Raw genomic sequence first — 15,295 nt, forward strand, 5'->3', positions numbered from 1 at the left:
GGGACGCTACGACTTTCGAACGACGGTCCGTCGGCGTCCTCGTCTTCGGTCCGACGACTCGACGGCGGTCGAGACGAAGTGACGCGACCGGTCAGAACTCACCGATTCAGCGTGTGAATCGCGTGTCCCAGCGCGTTCTCGGCACACTCCATCACAGCCTCCGAGAGCGTCGGGTGGGTGTGAACCGTGGCGGCCAAGTCTTCCAGCGTCGCGCCCATCTCGATGGCCAGTCCGAGTTCGGCGATGAGTTCGGAGGCCTCGGGGCCGACGATTTGCGCGCCGAGGACGAAGCCGCTCGGCTCGTCGGCGACGATGCGGACGAAGCCGTCGGCGTGACCCGTGGTGAGTGCGCGGCCGCTGGCCTGGAACGGGAACTTGCCGACGCCGGGTTCGAAGCCCTGTTCTTTCGCTTCTTCCTCCGTCAGCCCGACGGTGCCGATTTCGGGGTCGGTGAAGACCGCGGCGGGCATGGCCTGATAGTCGATGGCCGACGGTTCGCCGGCGATGACTTCCGCGGCGACCTGCCCTTCCGTGCTCGCTTTGTGTGCGAGCATCGGTTCACCCGCCACGTCGCCGATGGCGTAGATGTGTTCCTGTTCGGTGCGCGCGCGGTCGTCCGTCGGGATGAAGCCCTTCCCGTCCGTCTCGATGCCTGCGTTCTCGAGTTCGAGCGTGTCGGTGACGGGTTGGCGACCGACCGCCACCAACACCTTCTCGGCACCGAACTCGGAGACATCGCCGTCCTCGTCTTCGGTCATGACGGTGATGCCCCTGCCTGCCTCCTCCCACTCCTTTGCGGCCTGCCCGAAGTGGAAGTCGATGCCGAGTTCGTCGGCCTTGTTCTTGACCGGCCGTGCGAGGTCGTCCTCGTAGCCCGGCAGCACCGAATCGAGCATCTCTACGACCGTCACGTCCGAGCCGAGTTTGGCGAAGACGCCCGCGAGTTCCATCCCGATGTAGCCCGCGCCGACGATGACGATGCTCTCTGGCACCTCGTCTAGTGCGAGCGCCTGCCGCGAGTCGAGCACGTGTTCGCCGTCGAACTCGAAGCCCGGAATCTCGATGGGACGGCTCCCCGTCGAGACGATGGCGTGTTCGAAGTCGACCGTTTCGGCACCCTGTCCCTCGCCACCGTGGACGACGCGGGCGGAGTTCTCGTTGGCGAACTCGGCTCGCCCCTCCATCAGGGAGACGCCGTTGGCCTTACAGAGCTTCTCGACGCCGCCCGTCAACTGCGAGACGACGCCGTCTTTCCACTCGACCATCTCGCCGTAGTTGACGTCGAGTTTGGTGTAGATGCCCATCTCTTCGGCGTTGCTCGCGTCGTAGGCCAGGTCGGACGCCGTGATCATCGCCTTCGACGGGATACAACCGTAGTTCAGGCAGGTTCCTCCGTAGGCGTCCTTTTCGACGAGCGTCACGTCGAGTCCGAGTTGGCCCGCGCGGATGGCGGCGACGTAACCGCCCGGTCCTGCGCCGATAACCAGCACGTCCGTTCCAGTCGAGATATCTCCGACGACCATTACGTGGACAGAGAGGCTACCGGGTAAAAAATCAGGTGGATTCGGGTGTCGCGTCCGGGACAATAAAAGGGCATGATTTAGCAACCCGAGGTGTTGCCCTCCTTCGACTTTACCGTTCAGCTAGAATCATGAACGACGTCGTCTCGAGTTCGGCGGTGGGGGCGTTCGCCACGCGATACATCGACGAACTACTGGCGCTCCTGCTGATGCTGATTGGCGTGACAGTACTGCTCTTCCCGAGGGCCGACGTCGTCGGTGCGTCGATGGTCGCTATCGCTATGCTGGCGTGGATTACCGACTGGCTGTGGGGCTAAGACCGACGAACGAATCACCGAACGAAAAATCGGCGGGACGGAGAGACCCGACTACTCCAGCAGGAGCAGTTTCGGGTTGTTCAGATACTCGAGCACCTGATTGGCGAACGCCGCGACGACCGCACCGTCCACGATGCGGTGGTCGATGGACATCGAGATGGGGAGCGTGTAGCGGGCTTCGACCTCGTCGCCGACGACGACGGGACGCTTTTTGAGTTCGCCGAGACCGAGGATGCCGACCTCGGGGTAGTTGATGATGGGTGTCGCGTACTCGCCGCCGATGGCACCGAAGTTCGTGATGGAGAACGTGCCATCCTGCATCTCCTCACGCGAGATGGTGCGGTCGCGGGCTTTCTCGACCAGTTCGTTCATCTCCGAGGAGATCTGGAGCATGTCCTTCTGGTCGACGTTCTTGATGACGGGCACCATCAGGCCGTTGTCGGTGGCCACCGCGATGCCGATGTTGTAGTAGTTCTTGAGGACGATTTCTTCGTTCTCCTCGTCCAGCGCGGCGTTGAGGTACGGGAAGTCTTTCAGCGCCGCCACGATGGCCTTCAACACGAAGGGCATGTAGGTCAGCTTGATGCCCCGCTCCTCGGCGATTTCCCTGAGTTCGGAGCGCGTCTCGACCAGTTCCGTCACGTCGATGGAGTCGTGGTGGGTGACGTGTGGTGCGGTGTACTTCGACTTCTCCATCTGCTTGCCGATGGTGCGTCGGATACCGCGGTACGGCACGCGCTTTTCGCGCGGCCCGGTCTCACCCGTCGCGACCGCGGCGGCGTCTGCGGCCTGTGCCTGCTGTTGGGCCTCGGCGTACTCCATAACTGCCTCGGGCGTGACGAACGCCTGGTCGTCGCGCTCTTCGGTGGCGGGCACGGCGTTGAGGTTCACACCCTGCTCGTCGGCGAGTCGCCGGGTCGCGGGCGCGGCCAGCGTGCGCTCGCGGTCGGCGGCCTCGACCTGTGCCGGGGCGGTACCGCCTTCGACGTCGACGCCGCCGGTGTCGGCCGCCTCTGGTTCGGCCGTCGTTTCGGTCGCTTCGGCCGCTTCGGCCTCGACCGTTTCCGACGTCCCCTCTGCTGCCGACCGGACGTCCTGTTCGGTCACCCGACCACTCGGGCCGGTTCCGTTGACCGTACCGATGTCCACACCGAGTTCGCGTGCGAGTCGTCGCGCGCTCGGGGCCGCGAACACACGGCCCTCCGGCGTCGTCGTCTCTTCGGAGACTTCCGGCTCCTCGGTGACGTCCTCCTGGGACTCGGTCGGTTCCTCGGCTTCGGCGCTCTCGGTGGTCGGCTCTTCGTCCTCCTCGCCCTCCACGTTGAACGTGATGATGACGTTGCCGACGGGGACGACCTCTCCCTCCTCGGCTCGCAGTTCACGAACCGACCCGTTGACGGGCGAGGGAACTTCCACGATGGCTTTGTCAGTCTCGACCTCTGCGACCGGTTGGTCCTCGCTGACCGGGTCGCCTTCTTCGACCAGCCAGCTGATGAGTTCACCCTCGGCCACGCCTTCGCCGACGTCCGGGAGTTTGAATTCGCGTACCATGTTAGAAGTTCACCGCGTCTCGGATGCCTTCCTTGATGCGGGCCGGTTCGGGCAGGTAGTAGTCTTCGAGACTGTACAGCGGGAACGGCGTGTCGAAGCCGGTGATGCGCTCGACCGGTGCTTCCTGATACAGCAGCGCTTCTTCCTGAATCGTCGCTGCAATCTCGCCGGCGAGACCGCCCGTCTTCGGAGCCTCGTGGACGACTGCCGCGCGTCCGGTCTTCTTGAACGATTCGATGATGGTGTCTTCGTCGAGGGGGGAGACGGTTCTGAGGTCGACGACCTCCACGTCGATTTCGTCCTCCAACTGCTCGGCGGCTTCCATCGTCGGGCGCGTCATCGCACCCCACGTGAACACCGAGATGTCCGCCCCTTCTCTGCGAACCGCGGCCTCACCCAGCGGCACCTCGTAGGATTCGGTGGGCACGTCGCCGCGGAACGCGCGGTAGATGAGCTTCGGTTCGAGGAAGATGACCGGGTCGGGGTCTCGAATCGCCGACGTGAGCAGTCCCTTCGTATCGTACGGCGTACTCGGCATGACGACCTTGAGACCGGGCTGGTGGGTGTAGAACGCCTCCATCGACTCCGAGTGGTGTTCGGGGGCGCGAATACCGCCACCGTACGGTGCGCGCACGACCATCGGACAGGTGTATCGGCCTCGTGAGCGCGTTCGCAGGCGGGCGGCGTGCGAGACGATCTGGTCGAACGCGGGGTACATGAATCCGGAGAACTGCATCTCCGGCACCGGCTTCAGGCCGTACGCGGCCATCCCGATGGCCGTGCCGACGATACCCGATTCGGCCAGCGGTGTGTCGATGACGCGGTCTTCACCGAACTCGTCGTAGAGCCCTTCCGTGGCACGGAACACGCCACCGTTCTTCCCGACGTCCTCGCCCATGACGATGACGTCGTCGTCCTGTTTCATTTCAGTGTACAGCCCGTCGCGGACTGCCTGCACGAGCGTTAGATTTTCAGATTCGCTGGTTGCCTGACTCATTGCTTAGTCCTCCAGAAGTGCTTCGTCTCCGTACTGCTCGCGGATGCGATCGAACCAGTCGCGTTGTTCGCGCAGTCGGTTCGGCATGCCCGCGTAGACGTGCTCGAATATCTCGTCGGGGTCGGGGCGTTCGACCGCTTCCGCCTCGTCGATGGCGTCGGCGACCTGCTGTTTGATGTCCTCTTCGATGGCTTCCACGCCTTCGTCGTCGATTCGTCCCGTGTTGCGCAGGAACTTCTCCATGCGCGGAATCGGGTCCTTCTTCTTCCACCGTTCGACCTCGTCGTCGTCGCGGTAGACGGTCGGGTCGTCGGCGGTGGTGTGTGCCCCGAAACGGTACTGTACCGCTTCGATGAGCGTCGGGCGGAGTTCGTCCTCGCCGGGATTTTTCGCCTTGTCGACGGCTTCTTTCGTCACCTTGTACACGGCGAGGGGGTCCATCCCGTCCACCTGGACGCCTTCGAATCCGTACGCCTGTGCTTTCTGCGCGATGGTCTTCGAAGCGGTCTGGCGCTCGCGTGGAACCGAGATGGCCCACTGGTTGTTGTTACAGAAGAAGACGGCGGGCGCGTCGAACACGCCAGCGAAGTTCATCCCTTCGTGGAAGTCGCCCTCGCTCGTCGCGCCGTCGCCGAAGTAACAGAGGAACGCCTTCTCCTCACCTTTCAGGCGCGAGGCCCACGCCGCTCCCGTCGCGTGGGGAATCTGGGTCGCGATGGGCACCGCGACAGTGAAGATGTTGGCGTCGTCGGGGATTTCGTTCCCCGCTTCGTGGCCCATCCAGTAGAGCATGGTCTGTTTGAGCGACAGCCCACGGACGAGCGCCGCACCGTGCTCGCGGTAACTGGGGAACATCCAGTCGTCGTCGGCGAGCGCGTAGACGCTCCCGATTTGAGCCCCTTCCTGTCCCGAGAGTGGGGGGTAGGTTCCCATCCGACCCTGGCGCTGGAGGCTGACTGCCCGCTCGTCGAAGTGACGAGCGAGGCGCATCTGGTGGTACATGTCCACCAGTTCCTCGTCGGAGAGGTCGGGAACCTCCGCACCGTCCAGCACCGTGCCGTCTTCGTCCAGTATCTGTACTCGTTCCTGGGGGTCTCGGTGTACGATGCTCACGGTCGAACCCATCCTAACATACGCGAAAAAACTCTCGCACGCATTATAGGGTTTTCGTAATTAACTTCCCATAGGAACTCGCTGTCGCGCGATTTTTGTGGATTTGTCCGATAACAGCCGAAAAAATATATTCATGTAAAACCGACGGTCGAATACCGTCACTGACGGTCACAGTAGTACAGCTCAGAAAATCGGTGTCCCTCGATGTATGATTTTCACACCTGACCCGACGAGAAGCACGCCGCGTCCCGGTTCGTGGTGTTGGCGACGGAACCTCGCGGTCGGGATCGTTTCTCGTCCCGGCCTAAAGATTCGGCGCGTCTCCTCACACTGCGGTACCGCTCAGACCGACGCTCGGCGAGCCTCGCGTCTCGCCTGTTCGATGGACTTCCCGTCCCGAAGGACCGCGTCCACGAACAGTTCGCCGGCCTTGTACGACGAGCGAACCATCGGGCCGCTCGCACAGTAGAGGAAGCCGAGTTCGTCCTCCGAGACCCGTCGCCACGTCTCGAACTTCGCGGGGTGGACGTACTCTTCGACGTCGAGGTGCGTGCGTGACGGCTGGAGATACTGTCCGAGGGTGACGATATCGACGTTCGTCTCCCGGAGGTCGGACAGCGTCTGGTACACCTCGTGGTCGTACTCGCCGAGTCCGAGCATCAGACTCGTCTTGGTGTAGATGTCCGACTCGCGGTCGACCTGTTCGAGCACGCCGAGACTCTGCTCGTAGCCTGCTCGTGGGTCACGAACGGACCGCTGGAGTCGCTCGACCGTCTCGACGTTGTGGGCGATGACGTCGGGTTCGGCGTCGATAATCTTCTGAACGAGGTGTTTTTCGCCCTGGAAGTCGGGAATCAACACTTCCACGAGGATACCGGGGTGGCGTTTCTTTATCTCCCGAATCGTTTGCGCGAAGTGGCCCGCACCCTGCCCGTCGAGGTCGTCACGGTCGACCGACGTGAGAACGACGTAGTCGAGACCGATCTCCGCGATGGCGCTCGCCACGTTCACCGGTTCGTTCGGGTCGAGCGGTTCTCCACCGCCCGTGTCCACGTCACAGAACCCGCAACTGCGCGTACACTCGTGGCCCATCAGCATGAAGGTGGCCGTGCCGCCCCCTTCGTCGTCTCTGCCACTCCAGCACTCGCCGAGATTCGGACAGTTTGCCTCCTCACAGACGGTGTTGAGACCGCGCTCTCGAAGTGTCTGTTTGATTCCCGTAAACTCCTGTCCCGACGGCGGCCGCATCTTCAACCAGTCGGGCTTTAGCCGCCCACTCATTGTCCGTGACTTCGGGCTACCACGACAAAAGGATAGGGTATTCGAGGAGCGACGTCTCTTCGGACTCGAACGTCGTGTGTATTCCCCTATTGCCAACCGGAAACTTGGGAGTAATCGTATCCGGTGGAGGACAAGAGGCAAATAACAATGATCGTCATTCGTCTACCTACTCGATATGGCGACGAACCAAGGGATGGATACGAACGGGTTGGACTGGTTCAGCATACTCCTCGTTGTAGCCGGAGCGTTGAACTGGGGAATCGTCGGTCTGACTGGCCTTATTGGAGATCCACTGAACGTCGTTCAACGTACGATGGGACTGCTCTTTCTCCCCGACGTCGCACTGACGGTCACGTATCTCATCTACGTTCTCGTCGGACTCGCGGGACTCTATTTCATCTACACGAGTTACAAAATCGGCCGCGCGAGTCGAGAGACTCCCCAGCGGGCACCACAACGAACCGAGTGATTCGTTTCTCATCCCGGGCGGTCTTCGTTTTCTTCGACCGTGGTGTAATTTGTCGTACGCACTCTCCATACCTATAAATACTATCAGGATTTTATAACTTATATAGCCGCAAAAACCATGCTTGAGGTATCACGGGACGAAATCACAGATGGCTCCCTGGCACGCGCCCTCGTGCTTCTCGCCGCCCCGCTCGTCCTTCAGAACTTCGTGCAGGTCGCCCAGCAAGTCGTCGATACGTTCTGGGTTGGCCGACTCGGTGGTGACGCAGTCGCTGCAGTCGGGTTGAACTTCCCTCTCATCGCTCTTCTGTTCGCCGTTTTCATGATAACCAACATCGGGACACAGGTACTCGTCTCTCAGCGTGTCGGTGCCGACGACGAGTCAGGCGCTCGTCGGGCGGTGTTCCACGGTATCACCATGGCCTTCGTCATGGGATTGGTTCTCGCCGCTCTCGTATTCGTTTTCGCTCCGGACGTGATAGCCCTCTTTGGCGCGTCGCCGGACGTCACGTCGTTCGCCACTATTTATTTGACCACGCTCTCGCTCGGGTTACCCCTCGTCGGGATGGGCGACGCCATCGAGATGGGGTTCGTCGGGTGGGGTGATTCACGCGCTGCGCTCTTCATCAACGTGGTTGCAGTCGGCGTCAACATCGTTCTCGACCCGATTCTCATCTTCGGCTACGGGATTCCGGGTTTCGCCGGCTTCGAAATCGCCGGTGCAGCCCTCGCCACGATTGTTGGATACGGGACCTCCGCGCTCTTCGCCCTCGGGTTAATGGTCCGTGGACGCGACGGTTACACGCTCACACGAACGTCGATGACGGTTCGAGTGGACGACTACCGCGAACTCTTCGATATCGGACTTCCGATGTTCGGTCAGCAAGCCGTCGCACAGACGGTTCGCCTCCTCATCGTCGGCATCGTCACCATGGCAGGCGGTACTGCCGCTGTCGTCGCGTACACGGTCGGTGCGCGAATCGCCAGCGTGGCGTTCATCCCTGCGAGTGGACTCTCGCAGGCCGCACAGAGCGTCGTCGGACAGAACATCGGGGCCAACAACCCGCTCCGCGCGAGCAGAACGACGTGGGTCGGCGTGGGAATCGCCACCGTCGGCCTCACCGCCATCGGAATCGTCCAGTGGCTCGTCCCGGAACTACTGACGAATCTGTTCGTCCCGGACATCAGCGCCGAGAGACTCGCGCTCACTGTCGACTATCTCAAGATTCTCGCGTACGGTTACTGGGGTATCGGCGCGATGTATCTCTTCAACGCCGGATTCAACGGGGCACGCCGCACGAAGACGACGATGGTGGCGGACCTGCTGAAATACTGGGTCGTCAGACTCCCCATCGCGGCTCTCGGTGCGTTGTGGCTCGACGCCGGAGTACACGCGGTGTTCTGGGCCGTGACGATTTCGAACTGCGTCGCCGCCCTCGGCGCTGGTGCGTACTACTACTACACGACTTCCAACGGGATGCTCGAACGGGCGGCCGAATCCGTGACGAGTCCAGCGGACTAAGTATCACTCGCGGGAGCAAAAGGGGGGAAAGAATGGGAGCGCGGAGCGTGTGACCGCATCCGGAGAGAATGCTCCGGGGTACTTAAACCCACGGGGGGCGGAGTGAAAGTGAAAACCGACCGCAAGCGCGGTGAAAATCCGCCTGTCAGACGGAAGGCAGACGGGTAAGTCTGACGCGTGTCACACGTAAATCATTCGGCCGGTCGAACGTGGACGTCTCGTTCGTCGGCGAACCGACGGAGACGCCGCTCGAACGCGCCGCTACCGGACCACGAAACGGACTCCGTGACGCCGAGTCGGTCCGGATTTCCGACGTACACCGCCACGGGCGTTCCGTCCTTCGTCGGAACCGCGACTCGAACGTACAACCCGCGCTTGACACCTTCGTAGGCGTCGAGCGCATCCACGTCGTCGGTTTCGAGGAGTCGACCGTCCGTCTCCCCACCCGGGGCGAGCGTCGGGTACCGTCCGTCGACTCGGTGCATCCCCGAGAGCACGGCATCGCCGACGAATTCGAACGACTCGACCACGGACACGACGCGTTCGGGGTCGGTGAGGGTGCCATAGACGAACACAAGCATCGTTATTTCGCTCGGATGGAGAGCACTTTGACCCGCCCGACAGCGTCGAAATCCCTGAGCCGGTAGGCGAGTTCGCGAACTCGCTCTGCCGGGCCGCGACAGAACACGGTTTCGAGACACCAGTCGTCGTGGTGGACGTGACTGGTCGTGTTGATTACCTCGTGGAACTCGTGTTGAATCGCGTGGAGGTCGCCGACGACCGACCCGTGTTCGTAATCGAACGCGAGGACGGCAGCGATGTCGCCCGCCACGTCCTCGAACTGGGCGTGTGATTCGGTGTACTCGGACATCGCCTCGCGGACGGCCCGAGAGCGCGACTCCAGTCCCTGTGCCTGCCACGTCTCGTCGAACGCGGAGAGGACGTCTTCCGGTACACTGAGGCTCGTTCGCATGTCTCGTCGTTCGGGTGGACGCGTCTTCAGCGGTTCGATACCGGTCATCGGTCGGGTATCGTCGGCCAACCTTCGTCTCGATTGCCCGTTCCAACACAGCCAAACCTCACCAGCAAGAACTGCGTTGCGTGATACCACGTGGGCGAGTGGTCGCAGTCTGGCGTCGAGTGGTCGGTCTCTCGTGGCCAGTGATGGCCGAGCAGGTGCTCAGGACGCTGATGCGGACGACCGACATCATCGTGACCGGACTGTTCTCACCCGCCGCCGTCGCCGCCATCGGGCTCGCGGACCTCTACGCACGGCTCCCGCTCCGTATCGGTCTCGGGCTCGGCGGCGGTGCCATCGCGCTCTCCAGTCAGGATACGGGGAGTGGTGCGACCGCCAACCGCGACGAGGCGGTCACGCAGGCGATTCTCGTCGGCGCACTCGCGGGATTTCCGTTCGTCCTCTTCGGATTGCTGTTCGCCGAACCCGCGATTGCGATTCTCGGCGCACCCGACCCCGTTGCGGAGATGGGTGGTACCTACCTCACCATCATCTTCCTCACCGCGCCCGCTCGCCACGTCGCGCTGGTCGCTGCACGGTCCTTGCAAGGCACTGGCGACACCCGGACGCCGATGTACGTCAACGTCGTCTCCAACCTCCTCAACATCGGTGGTACCGTTGCGCTCGGCCTCGGTCTCGGCCCCTTCCCGGAGTGGCGAATCGTCGGTGTCGGCGTCGCCACTGCAGTCGGCAACGTGTTCACCGCGACGGCGCTCTTGCTGGCGATTCTCGGCGGCTGGACGCGGGCGTCGTTCGCGTGGCCCCACAATCGAATCATCACGAAACAGTTGCTCGTCGTCAGCGCCCCGCGAATCGGAGAGGGGGTCGCGGCCACCGTCGCGGAGTTTCCGTTCAACGCCATCCTCCTCGCGTTCGGCACGGAGGTCAACGCGGCCTACCAGATCGGACGCCGGGTCTACCAGCAGGTGACCGGTCCACTCTCGCGGGGGTACAGCGTGGCCTCGAGCGTCGTGGTCGGCCAGGCACTCGGCGAGGGCGACCCCGAACGGGCACGATTCGAGGGGTGGGCGACTGCCGCTCTCGGACTCCTGACCGTCGGCGGCATCGGGGGACTGCTCTTTCTCGCCGCGGAGCCACTGGTTCGGCTGTTCACCTCCGACGCGGAGACCCTGCAGTACGCCGCGAACTTCGCCCGGGTGTACGGACTGGCAGCACCCTTCCTCGTCTCGTTCGTCGTCCTCGCCGGGTCGCTCCAGGGCGGCAGCGACACGAAGACGCCCTTTTTCGCCCGCGTTTCGGGAATGTTTCTCTTCATGGTCGGCTTCTCGTGGCTCGTCGGCGTTCGATTGGGCTACGGCGTCGTCGGCGTCTACGCGGGAATCTTGCTTCACTACGTCTGGTCGATGTCGGTGGTCGGAGCGGGATTCTACTGGGGCGGGTGGGCCTCGCGGGCGGCGGCGATGATGGAAGAGCGTGGGAGTGCGGAGACGTGACTCAGAAAGAAGTACGGCAGCGGCGTGACGGCAGAAAACGGTAGGAAGAACGAGCACCTATTCGAGACAGATGCCCGACTCCACATTCAGCACGGACGAAATCGAGGGGCCACACGCCGGACAACCGGTCGCAACTGCGGGCGCATCGACCGACGACGCCGACGCGGCGATGGTGCTCACGCACGGTCGCGGCGCGACGGCAGAAAGCATCTTGGAACTGGCGAACGAGTTCCAGCGTCCGAGCGTGGCATACGTCGCACCCCAGGCGACCGGCAACACGTGGTATCCCCAGTCCTTTCTCGCGCCGACGGAGTCGAACGAACCGCATCTCTCGTCGGCCTTGGCGCTGCTCGGGACGGTCGTAGCAGACCTCGAACGGATGGGAATCGCTCTCGACCGCGTGTTCCTGCTCGGCTTCTCGCAGGGGACGTGTCTGACGACGGAGTTCGTCGCCCGAAACGCCCGGCGGTACGGCGGTGTCGTCGGATTCAGCGGCGGTCTCATCGGCCCGGATGGAACGCCCCGCGACTACGACGGGTCGCTCGACGGAACGCCGGTCTATCTCGGCTGTAGCGACAGCGACCCCCACATCCCGGTCGAACGCGTCCACGAGACGCGGGACGTACTCCGTGACCTCGACGGAGACGTGACAGAACGGATATTCGAGGGGATGGGGCACGGCGTCGTCCAGGCGGAGATCGACCACGTGGGAGAGATGCTGGCAGACCGTCTCGACTGACCGCTTTTCGAAAATAGCTCGGCGGACCGATTTCCGTTATCGCTCTTCGACCGGCACGAACTCCAGGTCCTCGTTCCCGACGTACTTCGCACGTGGGCGGATGAGGCGGTTGTCGTCGTACTGCTCTAGCACGTGGGCCACCCAGCCGCCGACGCGCGAGAGTGCGAAGATTGGTGTGTAGATGTCGATGGGAATGCCCATCTGGTAGTAGGTGGAGGCGGAGTAGAAGTCCACGTTCGGTGCCAGCCCCTTCTGTTCGGCCATGTACTCCTCGATGGCGACGCTCATCTCGTACCACTTGGTGTCGCCTGCGGCCTCGCCGAGGTCCTCGCTCTGCTCGCCGAGGATTTTCGCACGGGGGTCTTTCACGTTGTAGACGCGGTGACCGAAGCCCATGATGCGGTCGCCGCGGTCGAGGGCGTCGTCGACCCACGCTTTGGGCTCCTGGTCGCTGTCGTCTATCTCTTTGAGCATCTTCATCACGTTCGCGTTCGCGCCGCCGTGGAGGGGGCCAGCCAGCGTTCCGATCGCACTCGTGATGGCGCTGTGGAGGTCCGAGAGCGTACTCGCCGTGACCATCGCCGAGAACGTCGACGCGTTCAGGCCGTGGTCGGCGTGCAAGACGAGCGCCTGGTCGAATACCTCGGCGAGCACGTCGTCCGGTTCCTCGTCGTTGAGCATGTAGAGGAAGTTCGCGGCGTGTCCGAGGTCGGTACGGGGTTCGACCGGGTCGTTTCCGTCTCGGATGCGCGCGAACGCCGCGAGGATGGTCGGAATCTTCGCGGTGATACGCCGTCCCTTTCGCAGATTGGCCCCCCGGTCGTCGGGGTCCGTTTCGGAGTCGTCCGGGTCGTAGGTCGCCAGCATCGAGACGGCGGTGCGGAGCGCCCCCATCGGGTTCGAGTCCGATTCGGCGAGCTCGCGCACGGTGTCCATGACGCCGTCGTCCACTTCGCGTTCGTCTGCCATCGCCTCGCTGAACGAAGTGAGTTCGTCACGATTCGGAAGCTCACCGTGCCAGAGTAGATAGAGCACCTCCTCGTAACTCGCCCCGCGCGCGAGGTCTTCGATGGTGTATCCTCGGTAGACGAGTTTGCCCGCGTCACCGTCGATGTGACTCAGTTCGGACTCAGCGACTACCACACCTTCTAAACCTCGTTTGACCTCGTCTGACATACCACGAATGTTCACGGGCGACCCCGAAAAGGATTATCTTTCGTATTTGTTCTGCCGGGACTGACTCGACGTGGTCTCTCTCCTCGTCGACGACCATCGTCGCATTCGAATCCTGGGAAAAGGAGACACCTTCTCCGCGGTGGATGGCCCACACCTACGAACGTTTTTACGGGAGAACGACCAACTTCGGCGTATGGAACCCGCGAGTGGCGAGGTGGAGTACGAACCGCGGAGCGTCAAGGAGGTCTTAGCGGAGATGAAAGACACCGCGGAACTGCTCATCGACCTCTCTTTTTCCGCCGTATTCCACGGAAGCGACGACATCGCGACGGAGGTGCTCGCGCTCGAAGGGAAGATGGACGTGCTCGAACTACAGGCCCGGATGAGCCTGCTCATGGCCGCCAGAAGCCCGGAGGACGCGGAAGAACTCGCGCCCGTCCTCGGCGTCGTCGGTGCGGCGGAGAAGATAAGCGACGCTGCGGGCGACATCGCCAAGGTCGTACTGGAGGACATCGGCCTCCCCCACGCGATGCGCGCCACGCTTCCAGAGGCCATCGAAACGCTCGTCCGTGCGTCGGTCGGCAACGTATCACCGCTCGCCGACCAGACGCTCGGTGCCCTGAACCTCGAAACCGAGACGGGCGTTCGCGTCATCGCCATCCACCGCGGCGGAGACTGGATTCTCAACCCCGACAAGGACACCGTCCTCCGAGTGGACGACCGACTTCTACTGCGCGGCCCGGACGAAGGTATCGCGAACGTCTTCGAGCGAGCCACCGGCGAGCAGTACGAGCCACCGGAACCGCCCGAGGCGGGCGACACCGACCTCGAACGCGCCGTCGATTCTATCGTGCTGATGAAGAACATGAGCGAACTGGCGGTCGACCTGGCATACGGGAGCGTTCTCTTCGACAGTGCCGACGTCGCAGAGGAAGTGGTGGAACTCGAAGCCGAAGTGGACGCACTGCAGTCGCGGTTCGAAGCGTGGGTGCTTCAGGCCGCGAGTCACGCAGAAGACCCCGTCTCGCTGCGTGGCCTCGTCCACCTCGCGAACAGCACGGAGGTCATCAGCGACGCCGCCGTCGAAATCAGCGAAGGGGTGCTCCACGGTCTCGGCACGCACCCGGTCGTTGAGCACGCAGTCCAGGAGAGTGACGAAATCATCGTTCGCGTCACCATCGTCGAGGGAAGCGACTTCGACGGTACGACGCTCGGTGAAGAACGGGTGGAGACCGAGACTGGGATGCGGGTCATCGCGGTTCGCAGACCGCCGGACCACTGGGTCATTTCGCCTGGTCCGGCGACCGACATCAACGCCGGTGACGTGCTGCTGGCGAAGGGAACGCGGTCCGGAGCAGAACGTCTCGAAGAACTGGCCGGCGTCGAGGAACCGGAACCGTACGATTCTTAGCTTAGTCGACGTCGCGCGCGAGTCGTCGCGCCGAGAGGAGCGTCAACACCGCGGTCAGGAGCGCGCCGAGCGTGAGCATCAACACGAATCCGAGTGCGAGGTAGTAGACGGGCGTCCCGGCCTGTCCGGGAACCTCACCGACGAGTACGACACGATAGACGTACACGACCGCGGTGAACAGGAGGCTCAGCGCGAAGCCGACCATCGCGTTCCGACGGACGTGCAACGCCCTGATGAGGTTCGCCGTCGCCGGGCGTTCGGGAATGTCCTCTTGCACGGGCGACGGTTGGCGCGCTCGGATAAAAGGTGCGTCGGTCAGTCGGTGACGATGGCGTCGGCTTCAACCTCGACCAGCATCTCGGGGACGACGAGGTTGCTCACCTCGACCATACTCGTGGCCGGTCGCACGTCGCCGAAGAACTCGGCGTGGGCCTCACCGACGGATTCCCAGTTCTCGATGTCCGTCACGTACATCCGGGTTCGGACGACGTCCTCGAGGCTTGCACCCGCCTCCGTCAGGGCGGATTCGATGTTTTCGAACGTTCGTCTCGCCTGTGCGTAGGGGTCTCCCTCACCGACGACGGCCCCGTCTTCGTCGGTCGCCGTCGTTCCGGAGACCCGCACTTCGTTGCCGACGCGCACGGCCCGTGAGTAGCCGACGCGCGATTCCCATTCGGTTCCACTGGAGACGGTCTCTCGGTTCACGGTCGAGACACGACGTGGGCGAC

General features: G+C 63.0%; 16 protein-coding genes. 6 read left to right on the forward strand and 10 right to left on the reverse strand.

Translation table 11 applies throughout. From position 1 onward, the window contains the following. Positions 1-98: 98 nt before the first annotated feature. Entirely contained in the window at positions 99-1,523 is a 1,425-nt protein-coding gene (lpdA, locus tag ACR3FF_RS04605; RefSeq protein WP_458186456.1) for a dihydrolipoyl dehydrogenase, read from the reverse strand. 128 nt (positions 1,524-1,651) lie between these two features. Between lpdA and ACR3FF_RS04610 the strand changes: the two genes are divergently transcribed. Next, positions 1,652-1,837 (forward strand): hypothetical protein, encoded by a 186-nt coding sequence (locus tag ACR3FF_RS04610; protein WP_458186458.1) that lies wholly within the window; start codon positions 1,652-1,654, stop codon positions 1,835-1,837. 51 nt (positions 1,838-1,888) lie between these two features. Here the strand turns inward: ACR3FF_RS04610 and ACR3FF_RS04615 are convergent, their stop codons facing one another. The 4 genes from ACR3FF_RS04615 to lipA form a co-directional block, all read right to left on the reverse strand. Further along, the gene (locus ACR3FF_RS04615) at positions 1,889-3,388 is read right to left on the reverse strand and encodes a dihydrolipoamide acetyltransferase family protein (RefSeq protein ID WP_458186460.1); all 1,500 of its coding nucleotides are present in this window, start codon (positions 3,386-3,388) and stop codon (positions 1,889-1,891) included. A gap of 1 nt (position 3,389) precedes the next feature. After that, complete coding sequence (locus ACR3FF_RS04620; protein WP_458186462.1) at positions 3,390-4,385, reverse strand: alpha-ketoacid dehydrogenase subunit beta; 996 nt, start codon at positions 4,383-4,385, stop codon at positions 3,390-3,392. A 3-nt stretch (positions 4,386-4,388) separates the two neighbouring features. Further along, positions 4,389-5,498, reverse strand: coding sequence for a pyruvate dehydrogenase (acetyl-transferring) E1 component subunit alpha (gene pdhA, locus ACR3FF_RS04625; protein WP_458186464.1), 1,110 nt, complete (start codon positions 5,496-5,498; stop codon positions 4,389-4,391). A gap of 342 nt (positions 5,499-5,840) precedes the next feature. Next, the gene (gene lipA / locus ACR3FF_RS04630; RefSeq protein ID WP_458186465.1) at positions 5,841-6,779 is read right to left on the reverse strand and encodes a lipoyl synthase; all 939 of its coding nucleotides are present in this window, start codon (positions 6,777-6,779) and stop codon (positions 5,841-5,843) included. A gap of 175 nt (positions 6,780-6,954) precedes the next feature. Between lipA and ACR3FF_RS04635 the strand changes: the two genes are divergently transcribed. Together ACR3FF_RS04635 and ACR3FF_RS04640 are read left to right on the forward strand one after the other, a co-directional pair. Then, positions 6,955-7,248, forward strand: a complete 294-nt coding sequence (locus ACR3FF_RS04635; protein ID WP_458186466.1) for a DUF378 domain-containing protein — start codon at positions 6,955-6,957, stop codon at positions 7,246-7,248. A 117-nt stretch (positions 7,249-7,365) separates the two neighbouring features. Then, complete coding sequence (locus ACR3FF_RS04640; RefSeq protein WP_458186468.1) at positions 7,366-8,769, forward strand: MATE family efflux transporter; 1,404 nt, start codon at positions 7,366-7,368, stop codon at positions 8,767-8,769. 191 nt (positions 8,770-8,960) lie between these two features. Here ACR3FF_RS04640 and ACR3FF_RS04645 read toward each other — a convergent pair whose 3' ends face one another. Together ACR3FF_RS04645 and ACR3FF_RS04650 are read right to left on the reverse strand one after the other, a co-directional pair. Beyond that, the gene (locus ACR3FF_RS04645) at positions 8,961-9,350 is read right to left on the reverse strand and encodes a gamma-glutamylcyclotransferase family protein (RefSeq protein WP_458186470.1); all 390 of its coding nucleotides are present in this window, start codon (positions 9,348-9,350) and stop codon (positions 8,961-8,963) included. A 2-nt stretch (positions 9,351-9,352) separates the two neighbouring features. After that, positions 9,353-9,742, reverse strand: a complete 390-nt coding sequence (locus ACR3FF_RS04650; RefSeq protein WP_458186524.1) for a CopG family ribbon-helix-helix protein — start codon at positions 9,740-9,742, stop codon at positions 9,353-9,355. A 191-nt stretch (positions 9,743-9,933) separates the two neighbouring features. Between ACR3FF_RS04650 and ACR3FF_RS04655 the strand changes: the two genes are divergently transcribed. Beyond that, entirely contained in the window at positions 9,934-11,241 is a 1,308-nt protein-coding gene (locus tag ACR3FF_RS04655) for an MATE family efflux transporter (protein ID WP_458186526.1), read from the forward strand. A 70-nt stretch (positions 11,242-11,311) separates the two neighbouring features. Then, entirely contained in the window at positions 11,312-11,980 is a 669-nt protein-coding gene (locus ACR3FF_RS04660) for an alpha/beta hydrolase (RefSeq protein ID WP_458186472.1), read from the forward strand. A gap of 36 nt (positions 11,981-12,016) precedes the next feature. Here the strand turns inward: ACR3FF_RS04660 and citZ are convergent, their stop codons facing one another. Then, the gene (gene citZ, locus ACR3FF_RS04665) at positions 12,017-13,156 is read right to left on the reverse strand and encodes a citrate synthase (RefSeq protein ID WP_458186474.1); all 1,140 of its coding nucleotides are present in this window, start codon (positions 13,154-13,156) and stop codon (positions 12,017-12,019) included. 193 nt (positions 13,157-13,349) lie between these two features. Here citZ and ACR3FF_RS04670 point away from each other — a divergent pair, with 193 nt between their 5' ends. After that, positions 13,350-14,567 (forward strand): potassium channel family protein, encoded by a 1,218-nt coding sequence (locus ACR3FF_RS04670; protein WP_458186476.1) that lies wholly within the window; start codon positions 13,350-13,352, stop codon positions 14,565-14,567. A gap of 1 nt (position 14,568) precedes the next feature. On the opposite strand, the gene ACR3FF_RS04675 is transcribed toward ACR3FF_RS04670, so the two are convergent. Then, complete coding sequence (locus ACR3FF_RS04675) at positions 14,569-14,844, reverse strand: DUF7536 family protein (RefSeq protein WP_458186478.1); 276 nt, start codon at positions 14,842-14,844, stop codon at positions 14,569-14,571. Between the two features lie 38 nt (positions 14,845-14,882). Then, positions 14,883-15,272, reverse strand: coding sequence for a RidA family protein (locus ACR3FF_RS04680; RefSeq protein WP_458186480.1), 390 nt, complete (start codon positions 15,270-15,272; stop codon positions 14,883-14,885). Positions 15,273-15,295 lie beyond the last annotated feature (23 nt).

This window comes from Haladaptatus ordinarius, assembly GCF_054177595.1.

Bases quoted from the DNA above. Each gene is read 5' to 3' on its own strand.
- lpdA (WP_458186456.1), bottom strand. From the start codon at position 1,523: ATGGTCGTCGGAGATATCTCGACTGGAACGGACGTGCTGGTTATCGGC.
- ACR3FF_RS04610 (WP_458186458.1), top strand. From the start codon at position 1,652: ATGAACGACGTCGTCTCGAGTTCGGCGGTGGGGGCGTTCGCCACGCGA.
- ACR3FF_RS04615 (WP_458186460.1), bottom strand. From the start codon at position 3,388: ATGGTACGCGAATTCAAACTCCCGGACGTCGGCGAAGGCGTGGCCGAG.
- ACR3FF_RS04620 (WP_458186462.1), bottom strand. From the start codon at position 4,385: ATGAGTCAGGCAACCAGCGAATCTGAAAATCTAACGCTCGTGCAGGCA.
- lipA (WP_458186465.1), bottom strand. From the start codon at position 6,779: ATGAGTGGGCGGCTAAAGCCCGACTGGTTGAAGATGCGGCCGCCGTCG.
- ACR3FF_RS04635 (WP_458186466.1), top strand. From the start codon at position 6,955: ATGGCGACGAACCAAGGGATGGATACGAACGGGTTGGACTGGTTCAGC.
- ACR3FF_RS04640 (WP_458186468.1), top strand. From the start codon at position 7,366: ATGCTTGAGGTATCACGGGACGAAATCACAGATGGCTCCCTGGCACGC.
- ACR3FF_RS04645 (WP_458186470.1), bottom strand. From the start codon at position 9,350: ATGCTTGTGTTCGTCTATGGCACCCTCACCGACCCCGAACGCGTCGTG.
- ACR3FF_RS04650 (WP_458186524.1), bottom strand. From the start codon at position 9,742: ATGCGAACGAGCCTCAGTGTACCGGAAGACGTCCTCTCCGCGTTCGAC.
- ACR3FF_RS04655 (WP_458186526.1), top strand. From the start codon at position 9,934: ATGGCCGAGCAGGTGCTCAGGACGCTGATGCGGACGACCGACATCATC.
- ACR3FF_RS04660 (WP_458186472.1), top strand. From the start codon at position 11,312: ATGCCCGACTCCACATTCAGCACGGACGAAATCGAGGGGCCACACGCC.
- citZ (WP_458186474.1), bottom strand. From the start codon at position 13,156: ATGTCAGACGAGGTCAAACGAGGTTTAGAAGGTGTGGTAGTCGCTGAG.
- ACR3FF_RS04670 (WP_458186476.1), top strand. From the start codon at position 13,350: ATGGAACCCGCGAGTGGCGAGGTGGAGTACGAACCGCGGAGCGTCAAG.